15 protein-coding genes are annotated in these 14249 nt (G+C 66.4%); 10 read left to right on the top strand and 5 right to left on the bottom strand.

The annotated features are described in order from the left end of the window. Nucleotides 1–102 precede the first annotated feature (102 nt). From C795_RS0106570 to C795_RS0106550, 5 genes are all read left to right on the top strand, one after another. Complete coding sequence (locus tag C795_RS0106570) at nt 103–1065, top strand: cation diffusion facilitator family transporter (RefSeq protein ID WP_017792960.1); 963 nt, start codon at nt 103–105, stop codon at nt 1063–1065. Nucleotides 1066–1323: 258 nt separating this feature from the next. Continuing rightward, nucleotides 1324–2472 (top strand): ABC transporter substrate-binding protein, encoded by a 1149-nt coding sequence (locus tag C795_RS0106565; protein ID WP_017792959.1) that lies wholly within the window; start codon nt 1324–1326, stop codon nt 2470–2472. A gap of 45 nt (nt 2473–2517) precedes the next feature. Then, nucleotides 2518–3369, top strand: coding sequence for an ABC transporter permease (locus C795_RS0106560; protein ID WP_017792958.1), 852 nt, complete (start codon nt 2518–2520; stop codon nt 3367–3369). Further along, nucleotides 3366–4250, top strand: coding sequence for an ABC transporter permease (locus C795_RS0106555; RefSeq protein WP_017792957.1), 885 nt, complete (start codon nt 3366–3368; stop codon nt 4248–4250). Before C795_RS0106560 ends, C795_RS0106555 begins: the two co-directional genes overlap by 4 nt. Beyond that, a complete protein-coding gene (locus C795_RS0106550) occupies nt 4240–5316 on the top strand; it encodes an ABC transporter ATP-binding protein (protein ID WP_017792956.1) in 1077 nt (358 codons plus the stop codon). Before C795_RS0106555 ends, C795_RS0106550 begins: the two co-directional genes overlap by 11 nt. 30 nt (nt 5317–5346) lie before the next feature. Here the strand turns inward: C795_RS0106550 and C795_RS0106545 are convergent, their stop codons facing one another. Then, nucleotides 5347–5781, bottom strand: coding sequence for a nucleoside deaminase (locus C795_RS0106545; RefSeq protein ID WP_017792955.1), 435 nt, complete (start codon nt 5779–5781; stop codon nt 5347–5349). A gap of 56 nt (nt 5782–5837) precedes the next feature. Between C795_RS0106545 and upp the strand changes: the two genes are divergently transcribed. From upp to C795_RS0106525, 3 genes are all read left to right on the top strand, one after another. Next, a complete protein-coding gene (gene upp, locus C795_RS0106540) occupies nt 5838–6476 on the top strand; it encodes a uracil phosphoribosyltransferase (RefSeq protein WP_017792954.1) in 639 nt (212 codons plus the stop codon). Nucleotides 6477–6896: 420 nt separating this feature from the next. Next, nucleotides 6897–7598 carry a winged helix-turn-helix domain-containing protein gene (locus C795_RS0106530; protein ID WP_017792952.1) on the top strand — a complete coding sequence of 234 codons (702 nt, stop codon included), beginning with the start codon at nt 6897–6899 and terminating at the stop codon, nt 7596–7598. 142 nt (nt 7599–7740) lie between these two features. Beyond that, nucleotides 7741–8310, top strand: coding sequence for a DUF4870 domain-containing protein (locus tag C795_RS0106525; RefSeq protein WP_157486987.1), 570 nt, complete (start codon nt 7741–7743; stop codon nt 8308–8310). An 85-nt stretch (nt 8311–8395) separates the two neighbouring features. Here C795_RS0106525 and C795_RS15400 read toward each other — a convergent pair whose 3' ends face one another. Next, nucleotides 8396–8749 carry a TIGR02611 family protein gene (locus C795_RS15400; protein WP_083879148.1) on the bottom strand — a complete coding sequence of 118 codons (354 nt, stop codon included), beginning with the start codon at nt 8747–8749 and terminating at the stop codon, nt 8396–8398. A gap of 152 nt (nt 8750–8901) precedes the next feature. Between C795_RS15400 and C795_RS0106515 the strand changes: the two genes are divergently transcribed. Continuing rightward, nucleotides 8902–10128 carry a MalY/PatB family protein gene (locus C795_RS0106515; protein WP_017792949.1) on the top strand — a complete coding sequence of 409 codons (1227 nt, stop codon included), beginning with the start codon at nt 8902–8904 and terminating at the stop codon, nt 10126–10128. Nucleotides 10129–10223: 95 nt separating this feature from the next. After that, nucleotides 10224–11576 (top strand): O-acetylhomoserine aminocarboxypropyltransferase/cysteine synthase family protein, encoded by a 1353-nt coding sequence (locus C795_RS0106510; RefSeq protein ID WP_017792948.1) that lies wholly within the window; start codon nt 10224–10226, stop codon nt 11574–11576. Nucleotides 11577–11687: 111 nt separating this feature from the next. Here the strand turns inward: C795_RS0106510 and panB are convergent, their stop codons facing one another. The 3 genes from panB to C795_RS15395 are packed head-to-tail and all read right to left on the bottom strand — an operon-like array spanning nt 11688 to nt 14240. After that, complete coding sequence (gene panB, locus C795_RS0106505) at nt 11688–12533, bottom strand: 3-methyl-2-oxobutanoate hydroxymethyltransferase (protein ID WP_017792947.1); 846 nt, start codon at nt 12531–12533, stop codon at nt 11688–11690. A 58-nt stretch (nt 12534–12591) separates the two neighbouring features. Then, nucleotides 12592–13434, bottom strand: coding sequence for a pantoate--beta-alanine ligase (gene panC, locus C795_RS0106500; protein ID WP_017792946.1), 843 nt, complete (start codon nt 13432–13434; stop codon nt 12592–12594). Next, complete coding sequence (locus C795_RS15395) at nt 13431–14240, bottom strand: DUF2520 domain-containing protein (RefSeq protein ID WP_017792945.1); 810 nt, start codon at nt 14238–14240, stop codon at nt 13431–13433. Before C795_RS15395 ends, panC begins: the two co-directional genes overlap by 4 nt. Nucleotides 14241–14249 lie beyond the last annotated feature (9 nt).

Raw genomic sequence — 14249 nt, 5'->3', positions numbered from 1 at the left:
TGGCCGCGACACCCCGCAGCCGAAATGGTGCATGCCGCCGTGCACAGCCGCTGCGTCGTAGACTGGCCCCATCGAGGCAGTATTCAAGGGAGCATCTGAATCATGAGCGCGTCAGGCGGCAGTAAGGCAATCATCGCGGCGTTTCTCGCGAACGTGGGTATCGCGATCGCGAAGTTCGCGGCGTGGGCGATCTCTGGTTCATCTTCGATGCTGGCCGAGGGCGTGCACTCGCTCGCCGATTCGGGCAACCAGCTACTGCTGTTGCTCGGTAACAAGCGCGCCCAGCAGCCTGCAGACGCGGCGCACCCCTTCGGGTACGGCCGCGTGCGCTACGTCTACGCGTTTGTCGTGGCGATCGTGTTGTTCTCGGTCGGTGGCGTGTTCTCCATCTATGAGGGCATCGCGAAGATTCGCGAACCACACATGCTCGAGATGTGGTGGCTGCCGCTCGCTGTGCTCGTTATCGCGATCGTGCTCGAAAGTTTCTCGCTGCGCACCGCGGTGCGTGAGAGCCGCCCGCTCAAGGGCCGGCGTTCGTGGGGACGCTTCATCAAGGAATCGAAGGCACCCGAGCTCCCCGTCGTGCTGCTCGAGGACTTCGCGGCCCTCGTCGGCCTGACGATCGCATTCTTCGGGGTGGGGCTCACCGTGCTCACCGGCAACGGCCTGTTCGACGGCATCGCGACCGTCGTGATCGGCGTGCTGCTGATCGTGGTCGCGTTCGTGGTGGGCATCGAGGTCAAGAGCCTGCTCGTGGGCGAGGGTGCCAGCGATGAGGATGTCGCAAAGATCGAGGCCGCTCTGGTCGATTCGAAAGACGTCGGTCGCGTCATCCATATGAAGACGCTGTACCTCAGCCCCGACGAGTTCATGGTGGGTGCGAAGATCGACGTCAACCCGCTCGCCACGATGAGCGAGGTGTCGGTCATCGTGAACCTCGCCGAGCGGCGCGTGCGCCGCGCGGTACCGGCAGCGAAGGTCATCTATCTCGAGCCCGATATCTATCTCGACCCCAACGCCGACACCCCCTCGACGAGTTCGATCGTCATGCTCTCGAGCGACTGACCCTTTGGTTATCTGAGATCCCCGGGCGCGAGCGACGCCCGGGGATTTTTTGTGCCACCTGGCCGCTACGGACAGCACCGAGCCGTGACCTTCCCGTGATCTTGAGTTCAGGTGTGCGTAACCCAGTCGTTACCATCTGATTCCTTGCAAGTGTCGCGCCGGTTGCTTTACGTGGTTAGGCTCTGAAATAACGCCCCGGTTGCATTGTTGGCAGTGCCGCCGTGGGTTGTCCCATATCCCTTTAGAAAGGAATTCACCGTGAAGTCACGTGCAATTCTCCGTTCTACCGCCCTCGTTGCTACCGCTCTTGTGCTGGGAGGCTCGCTCATCAGCTGCTCGAGCGGCGGCTCAGGTGACACGGGCGGTTCGGGTGGCGATACCAGCGTTGACGCCGCCACCGCCACGAGCGCCAAGGACTTCGGGGGCCTCGACGGCCTCGTCAAGGCGGCTCAAGATGAGGGTCAGCTCAATGTCATCGCGCTGCCCGACACGTGGGCGAACTACGGCAAGATCATCGCCGCGTTTGAGGACAAGTACAAGATCACGGTGAACTCGGCGTCACCCGACGCTTCGAGCGCCGAGGAGATCCAGGCTGCCGACAACCTTAAGGGCCAGGACACCGCCCCCGACGTCTTCGACCTCGGTACGGCAGTCGCCCTCGAGAACCTCGACATGTTCGCGCCGTACCAGGTAGAGACCTGGGCCGACATTCCCGACACCAACAAGGAGGCCACCGGCCTCTGGGTGAACAACTACTCGGGCATCATGTCGCTCGGCTACGATTCGGACAAGCTCCCCAAGCCGACGGCGCTGACCGATCTCACCGGCGCCGACTACAAGGGCTCGGTCGTACTCAACGGCGACCCGACGCAGGCGGGCGCGGCCTTTGCCGCCGTCGGCTGGCTCGCGGCCCTCAACGGCGGCAGCATGGACGACTTCGGCCCCGGCGTCGACTTCGTGGCAGACCTCAAGAAGGCTGGCAACTTCCTGACGCTCGACCCGACGCCCGCAACGATCGCCTCGGGCGAGACCCCCGCGGTCTTCGACTGGTCGTTCAACAACGTGGCGGCGAAGGCCGACAAGCCCAGTTGGGAGACCATGGTATTTGATGGCCCCGCATACGTTTCGTTCTACAACGAGGCAATCAACAAGGACGCCCCGAACCCGGCCGCAGCCCGTCTGTGGCAGGAGTTCATCTTCTCGGATGAGGCGCAGGCCCTCTATCTCGAGGCCAACGCAGTGCCCGTGCGCGTTGACGCGCTGAAGGCAGCAGGTGCCGCAGACGAGAAGCTCATCGAGCAGGCCACCTTCGGCACGGACAGCGCCGACTGGGTGACGCCCGATCAGAAGCAGACCGAAGCCGCCAACGCTCTCCTCGCAGAGCGCTGGGCAGCGGTTGTTAAGTAGCGTGCCAGGTGGGCACGGGGTTCGCCCCGTGCCCACTCACGCTGTGTGATTGTGAAACGGTTCTCTGCGGCGCTCGGGCTTGCCCCCTTCGCCGTCTACATCCTGCTCTTTCTCGCCGTCCCATCGCTGCTCGCGGTTGGGAGCGGCTTTTTCAGTGACGGCACTTTCTCGCTGACTCAGCTCAAGGTGCTCGTCGCGCCCGAGACGATCTCGGCGTTTACCGCGAGCATCTGGGTGAGCGCGCTCACCGCCGTCATCGGTGCCGCCGTTGGCGCCGTATTGTGCTGGGCGCTCGCGGCGCTTCCCGAGACCGCAGCGCTGCGCCGCGTGGTCGACTCGGCGAGCTCGGTGCTCGCCCAGTTCGGTGGCGTTATGCTCGCATTCGCGTTCATCGCGACGATCGGCATCCAGGGCCTCGTCACCGTGATTTTGCGCGACACCTTCGGAATCGACATCTTCGCCGAGGGCGTGTGGCTGTATGAGCTGCCCGGCCTGATCCTGCCGTACCTATACTTCCAGGTGCCACTCATGGTGATCACCTTCTTACCCGCGGTCACGGCGCTGAAGCCGCGCTGGGCCGAGGCCGTCGCCACCCTCGGCGGCTCGAGTCGCGCCTACTGGACGAGGGTGGGCCTACCCGTGCTCGCCCCCGCTTTTCTCGGGTCGCTGCTGCTGCTCTTTGCGAACGCGTTCTCGTCGTACGCGACCGCCGCCGCCCTCATCAGTCAGGGCTCGCAGATCGTTCCGCTGCAAATTCGCGCCGCCCTCATCGGTGAGACCGGCGCTTCGTCCGCATCTACCGCGGGCGTACTGGCGCTCGGCATGATCATCGTGATGACCATCGCCATGATCGTGTATGGTCGGCTCATGGCGCGCGCAGCAAGGTGGCAATCATGAGTGCCCGCGTTCCCGGTCGCCCCTCGCGCCGCATCGCGTACACCGTCATCGGCATCATCGGCGGCGTCTTTCTGATTCCACTACTCGCAATGCTCGAGTTCACGCTGCGCCAGACTGCGGGCGGATACGGCCTCGAACACTGGGCCGCCCTCTTCGATCCTGAGCAGGAGCGCAAGTATCGCATCCTGTTTCAGGGCCTCACGAACTCTGGCATTCTCGCCGCGGTCACCCTGGTCATCATGCTCGGGCTGTTCTTTCCGACGATCGTGTGGGTGCACCTGCGCTTCCCCAAGCTGCAGCGGGCCCTCGATCTACTCACGGTGTTGCCCATCGCGATCCCCGCGATCGTGCTCGTCGTCGGGTTCGCCCCTATCTACCGCGTGATCGGCCAGACCATCGGCTCGGGCGTCTGGACGCTCGCGTTCGCCTACGGTGTGCTCGTGCTGCCCTTCGCGTATCGGGCGATCGTGGCCGACCTGCACGGTATGGATGCGCGCGTGCGTGCCGAGGCCGCCCGATCGCTGGGGGCTGGCTGGGGCACGGTGCTCGTGCGTGTGATTGCTCCCGGCGTGCGCCGCGGCCTGCTCGCGGCCTCGCTCCTCACGATCGCGATTGTGCTGGGCGAGTTCACGGTGTCGTCGCTGCTCAACCGCACGACACTGCAGGTCGCCCTGCTGCAAATGTCTAAATCTGACCCGTTCGTCGCGGTGATCGTCTCGCTGCTCTCACTCATTGGCGTGTTTGTCTTGCTGCTGCTCGTGAGTGCGACCGGATCCGCAGGAGGATCCGGATCACGGCGTGCCAAGCGCCGCGCCAAGCGCGCGGACCCCGTGCCGAACACCGACGCTCTGACCCTGAAGGACCTTACAAGTGCCCAGTAACCAGCCCTACTCCCCCGCGGGATCCACCGTCGAACTGCAGCAGGTTGTGAAGGCGTATGGCTCCACGACGGTGCTGCACGGCGTCGACCTCGCGCTCGAGCCCGGCGAGCTGGTCTGCCTGCTCGGCCCCTCGGGATGCGGCAAGACGACCGCACTGAGGTGCATCGCCGGCCTCGAGGACGTCTCGGGCGGGCGCATTCTGATCGGCGGCGAGGACGTCACGGGTGTGCCCGTGAACCGCCGCGACATCGGCATGGTGTTTCAGCAGTACTCGCTGTTTCCGCACCTGACCGTGACGCGCAACGTCGAGTTCGGGTTGTCGATGCGCAAGATCGCCAAGGCGGAGCGCACGCAGCGCGTCGGCGAAATTCTCGAGATCGTCGGCCTCGATCACCTCGCCGAGCGCTACCCGCACGAGCTGTCGGGCGGCCAGCAGCAGCGCGTCGCGCTGGCACGCGCACTCGTCACCCGCCCGCGCGCGCTGCTCCTCGACGAGCCGCTTTCGGCGCTCGACGCGAAGGTGCGCGTGCGGCTGCGCGACCAGATTCGGGCGATCCAGACCGAGCTCGGCATCACGACCGTGTTCGTCACCCACGATCAGGAGGAGGCGCTCGCCATCTCCGACCGCGTCGCGGTCATGGAGGGCGGCCGGATCGCGCAGCTCGGCACTCCCGAGGAGCTGTACCGGCGCCCGGTGTCACCGTTTGTGGCGGACTTCGTGGGACTTTCGAACCGGATCGCCGCCACCATCGCGGGCGATGACGTCATTGTGCACGGATCGCGGCTGCCCGCGCTCGGACTCGATGCGGTGCGTTCGCACCCGAGCGTGACCGCGTTCGTGCGGCCCGAGCATGTGCTTCTCGAGGCTACCTTGGGCACCGCCGGCGAGCTCGATGCGGTCGTGCTGACGAGCGGCTTCCTGGGCTCGATTCGTCGCACCGTGGTGGTGCTACCCGACGGTACGGAGATCGCGTCGCAGCACGATTCGGGGCTCACTTTCAGCCCCGGAGAGACGGTGCGCGTCAGCTTCACCCACACCCCGGTGACGGTCGCTGCGCTGAGTTAGGCCCGCACAAGCCGGCCAGTACGCAGTCCGCTACCGCATCCGGGCGAAGAACTCCTCGAGCAGCGTCGCGCACTCCGCCTGCCGTACGCCTGCAATCACCTGCGGCACCGGGTGCGGCAGGCGGCCGTCGCGCAGCAGGTCGTAGACGCTGCCTGCGGCCCCCGCCTTCGCGTCCCACGCACCGAAGATCACGGTGGGTACGCGCGCCGCGAGCATCACCCCGGCACACATCACGCACGGCTCGAGCGTCACGACGAGCGTGCATCCGTCGAGTATCCTGTCGCCCCGCGCGGCGCAGGCCGCCCGAATCGCGAGAACCTCGGCATGGCCGGTGGGATCCGGAACCTGCTCGCGGGTATTACGGCCCCGCCCAATGACGTCACCGCCTGGTCCCAACACGACCGCTCCGATGGGCACCTCACCCGCCGTCGCGGCCTCTCGGGCAGCGTCGAGGGCGAGGCTCATTGCAGAGAGCTCAAAAGCTGATGGAGGGATCAAGGTCACGGCAATAGAATAGGCGCATGCGAGTTTTCGTGGCGGATCATCCGCTCATCACCCACAAGCTTTCCGTGCTGCGCGATAAGAACACGCCGCAGCCGACGTTCAAGCTGCTGATCGACGAACTCATGACGTTGCTCGCTTACGAGGCGACTCGCGAGGTTCGAGTTGAGCCCTTCGAGGTCGAGACGCCCGTCGCCAAGACCATGGGCGTGCACCTGAGCGAGCCGCGGCCGCTCGTCGTTCCGATTCTGCGCGCAGGCCTCGGCATGCTCGACGGTATGGTGCGTCTCGTGCCGACCGCCGAGGTGGGGTTCCTGGGCATGGCGCGCGACGAGGAGACCCTCCAGCCCACTACTTACGCCGAGCGGCTGCCCGACTCGGTGGATGGCCGGCAGTGCTTCGTGCTCGACCCGATGCTTGCCACCGGTGGCTCACTCGCGGGCGCGATCAAGTTCTTGTTTGACCGCGGCGCCGACGACGTGACCGCGATCTGCGTGCTCGGTACCCCCGAGGGCGTCGAAGCGATTCGCGAGGCAGCGGGAGACCGCAACGTCACGCTCGTACTCGGTGCACTCGACGAGGGCCTCAACGAGAAGGCCTACATCGTGCCCGGCCTCGGCGACGCCGGCGACCGCCTCTACGGCACCGTCGACCACTAAGTCGTTTTGTTACGGGCCGAGGGTTGCGCCTCGGCTATGCGCCCTCGCCCCGTGAATATGCGCGGGTTTGTCTGCTTTACATCACGTATTGAGCAGACAAACCCGCGCATTCTTATTCCCCGGGGTCACTCACACTTGACACACGGCGCAACACTTTGATTTACTGAGCAACATGCATGAGATCACTCGTACCCTGTCAGCCTTCGAGGTGACTATTGGGGAAACCGGCATGATGATGGCCGGGATGAGTGGCATGCGATGCCGAATGTGCATGTAACGACCCACCAGTAATTAGGCAGTTTCGTTTCATTTGCGCACACCCTGAGGGTTGCGCTCTCGTGAGCTTCTGAGCACCCGCTCGCTCACATCTACACTTCGCATCCCGCCAACATGGCGCAACGCAGCTCCAAGGACATCATCATGGCTACCATCACTCAGCCCACCACCCAGACCATTGCTCGCCCCGACCTGTCGGCGAAGCTTCCCACCACTCCCGCCCCGGAGCGCAACGTGCCCGAGGGCACCGAGGTTCGTGGTTTCGCGCTCTACGTCGGTCTCGCCGAAGCCAAGCTCGACGAGACCGACCCCAAGCTCGGCGCCATCGTCTCCAAGATCAAGCAGCTCGTGGCACAGATTGCGCCCGCCGCCGAAACCTACGCGGCGGTAGCGCTCGCCCCCGAGGGCACCGGTGGCCGCGACGTCGACGTCGTACGCCTCGCGCTCGGTGATCCGGCAGCGCATGCTCGCCAGAAGCAGCAGGCCGCTTCGGCCGAGGACCGCGCCGAGAGCGGCGTGATCCTCGATCTGTCACGCAAGCGCGTGCTGCTCGACAACGTGGCTGCCGCCCTCACCTTCCGCGAGTTCGAGCTGCTGCAGTACCTCGTGCTGCGTGAAGGCCGCACCATCAGCCGCGAAGAGCTCATCACCGGCCTGTGGGCTGACGCCCAGGGCGAGGAGATTCCGAGCGAGCGCACGATTGACGTACACATTCGTCGCCTGCGCGTGAAGCTCGCCCAGTACCAGGACATCGTGCGCACGGTGCGCGGCACGGGCTACCGCTTCGATCGCCACGCTGATGTGCAGGTGCTACAGACCTCGGCTCCCAGCCCCGACCTGTTCTAAGCCACCCGGATTCTACTCGCCAGGATTTTCGCTGGCACCTCATTAGTTTTAACGTACGCAGGTATTCGCGCCTTCTTCACTTTCGGGAATGCACTTGCTGCGGTAACGTCTAAGTCAGCGCTCTATTCATAAGGAGATCAACATGACTACGCTTCCCCCAGAGGGCCAGAACCCTCAGGTGCCCGGCGGTCAACCGTCGAATGATCCTGTCGCGCCTCCAGCTCCACAGGCTCCCGTGCCGCCCCAGCAGCCACAGGCACAGGCTCCGCAGGCACCCCCGGTTCCTCCGCAGCAGCCGCAGTACCAGCAGGCTCCGCAGTATCAGCAGCCCGCTGGCGGCCAGGTGCCCCCCGGTGGCGGCTACCAGCAGCCGTACGCGCAGCAGCCTGTCACTGATCCCGTCAGCAACATCACGCTGAACTACTGGTTGTCAGTATTCTTCAGCTGGCTGCCGGCCCTCATCTTCTTCCTCATCGAGAAGGACAAGGGCAACCGCCAGGCTTACGAGTTCCACCGCGACAACCTGAACTTCTCGCTGTTGCGCGTGATCGTTGGTTTCGTCGCGATCATTCCCTACATCGGCTGGGCTATTGCGGTTCTCGGTGGCATCGTGCTGTTCGTGTTCCACATCATCGCGGCCGCGAAGGCAGCAGAGGCGTACCGCACCGGTCAGAAGCCTCCGTTCATCTTCAACGTCCCTCTGATCAGGTAACGTTTACGCGCGACTTTTTCACAGAGAAAGGCCCGCTGATGCAGGGCCGCCGCCTTTCTCTGTGTCGGCTAGTTCTCTCGGTCGCCTAGTCCGCTTGGGCCTCGCGCTTTGCGCGCCGGGCAGCGCGCCACATGTTCCAGCGCTCCCAGAATCGGGCAAGCACCCGGCGCAGCCAGCCGAGAAGTCTGCGCGCCCAGTGATACTCGGTGCCCAGCAGCGTCAGACCTATAAACACGATCAGCCAACCGGGCCCCGGCAGCGGCACGAGGATCAGACCGATCACGACGATGAGGCCGCCAAACGTCGTAACGAGCACCTTGTAGACCGTGTTCAGCCAGGGCCTGCGCCGGATCCTGCCGCGCCATCGCTCCATAAATTGGGCGACCCGGCGACTCAAGCGGTGTGCACGCTCTGCATCGTCGGCATATGGATCAACCATATTCAGAGAATAGGGGAGGTGCCTGAAATCACACAGCCAGAAATCCCAGATTTCGCCCCGAACGAACCTTCACGTCGCGCGATCCAGGTGTTACATGACGTTGCCTTACTTGCCGAGTCGCGCGGTTGAGCGGCAGGGGCCACCATGGAGACATGAGCGCAGGCGATTGTTCCACCGTCACCCCCGATGTCGATCCGGGCGGTGTCCCGTTCGCGCAGCTCGATCCGGCTCTGCTGCGCACCCAGCGCACGAGTATCAAATGGACCCGCTTTCCCGCCGATGTGCTGCCGCTCTTCGTCGCCGAGATGGACTTTGCCCTCGCGCCAGCGATCCGTGAGACGCTGATCGAGCGCGTCCAAGCTTCAGACACCGGCTACCTCGACTCGGCAGGCCCGCTTGCCGAGGCCTTCGCCGGGTTCGCCCGCGATCGCTGGGGCTGGGAGGTGCCGCACGACCGTGTTCACCTCGCGACCGACGTCGCCACCGGCATCGTCGAGGCGCTGCGCGTCGGCCGCCCCGCGGGTGGCCGCATTGCACTCACCACCCCGGTCTACCCAAGTTTCTTCGAGATGCTCGAGGAGGTGCCCTTCGAGGTCGTGGAGATTCCGCTCGCAATTAATGACCCGGATCGCGCACCGCAGGCCCGCCTCGACCTGGCGGCGATTGAGCGTGAGTTCGCGAGCACCCAGGGCATCGACGCGTTTCTATTGTGCAACCCGCATAACCCGCACGGGATCGTGCACTCGACCGCTGAGCTCACCGAGCTCGCCCGGCTGGCCGCCAAGTACGACGTGTTTGTCGTCTCTGACGAGATCCATGCGCCCCTCACCCACGCCGATGAAGCATTCGTGCCGTTTGCGCCGCTCGCTGCCGCGGCAGGTGCACTCTCAGTGACGACGACGTCGGCAAGCAAGGGCTGGAACCTCGCTGGCGCGAAATGCTCGGTGATTGTCGCCGCCGATGAGGCCGCCAACCGCGTACTCGAACAGCTACCCCCCGAGGTCGCCGTGCGCGCGAGCATCCTGGGCCTGCACGCTGGCGTTGCCGCCTTCTCGCAGGCACGCGACTGGCTCGATCGGGTTGTGGCGCAGGTGCAGGCAAACGACGAGCTGCTGGCGGGGCTCGTCGCCGAGCAGTTGCCGGGCGTACGCTACACCCGGCCGCGCGCCGGATACCTCGCGTGGCTGGACTTTCGCGGTGCCGGGCTCGGTGAAGACCCTCACGGTCGCATCCTCGAAGAGGCCCGGGTTGCGCTTAACAATGGCGCTGCGTTCGGGGAGGGTGGGGCCGGTCACGTGCGTCTCAACCTCGCTTGCGCGCCCGACACCATTGTCGAGGCCGTGCGCCGCGTCGCCGCGATCCTGCCGAGCGCACGTTGACCGCCCCCTCGGCGCCGTCGGTGCCACTCACCACAGCCACGGCCGCCACCGCCAGCTTGAATAACAACAATCTTGAACTCGACAGGAGCCCAGCGATGACCGGTTCTCGCGCAGCCACGCCCATCTCCGAGTGGGGCGGCTTCGACTTCGACACCCGTCAGGTGCACGCGGGCGAGTATGCCGACCTGAACTCGGGGCTTCGAGTGCCCTCGATCGCGGTGTCGGCCGGCTACGTCTTCGAGGACTTCGATGACCAGGTCGACCGCTTCGCGGGCCGCTCCACCGACCCCATCTATTCGCGCCAGGGTAACCCGACGAACTCCGTGGCCGAGTCACGCCTCGCCTCACTCGAGGGCGGCACCGCCGCTGTCGCAGTGTCGAGTGGGCAGGCCGCGATCTCGTCGGCGCTGTTCACCCTCGCCGGTCAGGGCGACCACATCGTCTCGACCGCATCGGTCTACGGCGGCACCCGCATCCTCTTCGGCCGCAGCTTCAAACGCTTCGGCATCGAGTTCGACTACGTGTGGGACGCTGCGGACGACGCAGAGTGGGAGCGTGCAATCCGTCCCAACACAAAGGCGATCTACACCGAGACGATTCCCAACCCGCGCAACGACGTCACCGACCTGCGCCGCATCGCCGAGGTGGCCGCGCGCTACAACCTCCCCGTGATCGTGGACAACACCGTCGGCACCCCCGCACTGATTCGCCCGTTTGAGCACGGCGCCAACATCGTGGTGCACTCCACGACCAAGTTCCTCACCGGCCATGGCGCCGCCGTGGGCGGCGCCATCGTCGACGGCGGCAGCTTCGATTGGGCGGCGGCGGAGCTGGCCGGGCGTTCGTACCCGCTCATCACCCAGTCCTCGCGCCCCGGCCTCGGCTCACTGCTCGAGCGCTTCGGCGACGCGGCCTACGCTCGCGCCGCTCGCGAAGCCGTCGTGAACGATATCGGCCCGACGCTGTCACCTTTCAACGGATTCTTGCTGCACCAGGGCATGGAAACGCTGTCGCTGCGCATGGATCGCCACGTCGAGTCGTCAATCACGATCGCCGCGTGGCTCGAGCAGCAGCCCGAGGTCGAGTCGGTCGATTTCGCGGGGCTGCCGTCGAACCCGCTCTACGAGCTGGCCTGTCGCGACTATGGCACCGATGCCAACGGTTTTGCCCGATCCGGATCGGTGTTCGGCGTCACCGTGCGCGGCGGCGTCGACGGCGCTCGCGCATTCGTTGATGGGCTGCGCGTGTTCTCGCGCATGACCGGCATCGGAGACACCCGCTCGATGGTGCTGCATCCGCAGACCTCCACGCACGCGACGTTTGCGCCCGAGGTCAATGAGAAGCTCGGCATCACGCCGGGGCTGCTGCGCCTCTCGGTCGGCCTCGAGTCGGCGCGCGACCTCATCACCGACCTGCGCGCGGGCCTCGACCGGGTCGCGGCCCTGTAGCCGCCCAAAATATGCGCGACTACTTCCGCTTCTCAACGAGTCATAGACGGAACTAGTCGCGCATCTTTGCGCCGGATCGGTGGGCCCGGCGGCAAACCGGCCCGGTCCGCCTCAGATTCCGAGCGCCGAGCGCGCGGCCGCGACCGCGTCCTCGCCCGCCGCGTACTGGTGCTCGGAGCCGGGGAAGACCCCGTCGCGGACCTCGGCGGTGTAGGCCGAGATCGCGGCGACCGTGTCGTCCCCGATCGTGCCATACTGCTTCACAAATTTGGCAGTGTGCCCCTCCGTGACTCCGAGCAGGTCGTGCAGCACGAGGACCTGACCGTCGGCCTCACCCGCGCCGATGCCGATGATCGGAATCGTGAGTACCCCACGCAGCAGCTGCGTGATCTCGGAGGGCACCGCCTCGATGACCAGGCAAAACGCCCCTGCCGCCTCAACGCCGAGGGCCTCACGTACGAGCCGCTCGGCGCTCTCGCGCGTGCGGCCCTGGGCGCGCAGTCCACCGAGCGCGATCGCGGTCTGCGGGGTCAGCCCGATGTGCCCGACGACGGGGATGCCGGCGGCGACGATCGCACGGATGCGGCTGAGCCGGCTTTCGGAGCCGCCCTCGAGCTTCACGGAGTCGGCACCGGCTTCCTTGACGAAGCGCACCGACGTCGCGACGGCCTGTTCATCGCTGAGCTCGGTGGAGCCGAAGGGCACGTCGCACACCACGAAGGCGCTGGTGGTGCCGCGCCGCACAGCGCCCGCGAGCACCAGCATTTCGTCGGTGGTGACCGCCACGGTTGAGGAGTGGCCGAGCACGACCTGCGCACCCGAGTCCCCCACGAGCACCATGTCGACGCCGGCCCGTTCGGCGGCGCGCGCGCCCGGGTAGTCGTAGGCCGTGACCATAACGATCGGTTCGCCGCTGCGCTTCTTCTGCTGCAGCAGGGGAATCGTGATCTGTGACATCTCAGGGCTCCTTCGAGGGAACTGTTAGGGAAATTGTCGAGTGAAAACTGGGCGAAACCTAGCCGCCAGCGGGCACCAGGATCTCATTGTCGATGAGGCGCACATCGCCCACGCGCGTCGCGATCGCGCACAGCACGGGTGCTTCTACTGTAACCCTGCGGACCAGGGTCTCGGGATCCACAATCGCCACATACTCAGGCTCGAGCCCGGCCTCAGCGAGCACGCCGGTCACGGTCGAAACGAGAGCCGAGGCGCGGGTCTCCCCCGCGGCGAGCACGACCGCCGCCGCGGCAAGCGCGCGCGGAATCGCGAGCGCGACGGCCCGATCCGGAGCGGACAAGCGCTCGTTGCGACTGGAACGAGCGAGCCCATCGGTCTCCCGCGAGGTGGGGCACGGCACGATCTCGGTGGGGAGCCGCAGGTCGCGCACGAGCCGCTGCACGACGAGCAGCTGCTGGGCATCCTTCTGCCCGAAGTAGGCCCGGGTCGCCTGCGCCGCGATGAGCAGCTTCGCGACGACGGTCGCGACGCCGTCGAAGTGGCCGGGCCGCGACGCACCTTCCAGCACCTCAGTGATGGGGCCCGTGACGTGCACGGAGGTCGCGTGCCCCTCGGGGTACATTTCGGCCGCGTTGGGTGCGAACACCAGGTCGGCGCCGGCGCTCGCGGCGAGGTCGGCATCGCGTGCTTCGGTGCGCGGGTACGCGGCGAGGTCGGCGGGGTCATTGAACTGGGTCGGGTTCACGAACACCGACACCACGACGAGCTCGTTCTCGGCGCGCGCCGCCCGCACGAGCGAGAGGTGCCCCTCGTGCAGCGCCCCCATCGTCGGCACGAGACCGATGCTGGCCGCGCTCCGCGATGCGTCGCGCAGCTCGTCGATCGTGCGTATGATCCTCACGCGGGGGTCTCCTTCTGGGGTGAATCCGGATCCTGCGGGCCCGGCCCGCCGTCCTGCTTACTGCTCTGTTCTTGGCGCTGCTCTGGGCGCAACGCTCGAGTCTGCTCGCGCGTCATGAGGGCGCGGGTCGCCGCGGTCAGCGCGTCGAACAGCGCGAGGTCCTGCGGTGCAAGATGGGTGGTGCCAGCACACCGGGCGGCGAGCGCGGCACGCTGCGCCGCGACGGTCGCCTCGTCGCCGCGGGCGATCGGCCCCGTGAGCGCGGCCGCACCGTCGCGGGTCCAGCCGGTTAGGGCGGCCTCGGCGAGGGGCGCGAGCGCCTCGCGCGGCACCCCCGCGGTCGCGGCCAGACGCTCGGCGAAATCCTCGATCGTCACGAGAAAGTTTGCGGCGATCGATGCCGCCGCGTGATAGGCGACCCGATCTGCTGGGGCGACGTGAAACGTGCGCAGTCCAAGCGTCGACGCCAGTGCTTCAGCCGCCGCCGACGCTCGCCCCGGCGTCGCGTCGATCGCGGCGTACGCCCCCGCAAGGTCGGTGTTCGCGCCCGTCACCGCGAGCAACGGATGCAGGCTGAATGCGTCTCGCGCGCCCAGCACCTCGAGCCCGGTCGCGCCCGAAAAGTGCGCGACGATCGGGCCCGGCACGATGAGGGCGGCCGCGGCGGCAATCTCGGCGTCGGGAACGGCGATCAGCACCAGATCGCACCCCGTTCCCGTCGCGCCACGGCCGGCAGTCTCCGCGGTGGGAAGTGCACGGGCAAGCGCCGCACCCATGCGACCGCGGCCGACGATCAGTATGCGCATCGCCTGCCG

Origin of the sequence: Leucobacter salsicius M1-8, from assembly GCF_000350525.1 — a bacterium.
GTDB classification, from domain to species: Bacteria; Actinomycetota; Actinomycetes; order Actinomycetales; family Microbacteriaceae; genus Leucobacter; species Leucobacter salsicius.
This window is presented reverse-complemented; position numbering and strand designations above follow the sequence as displayed.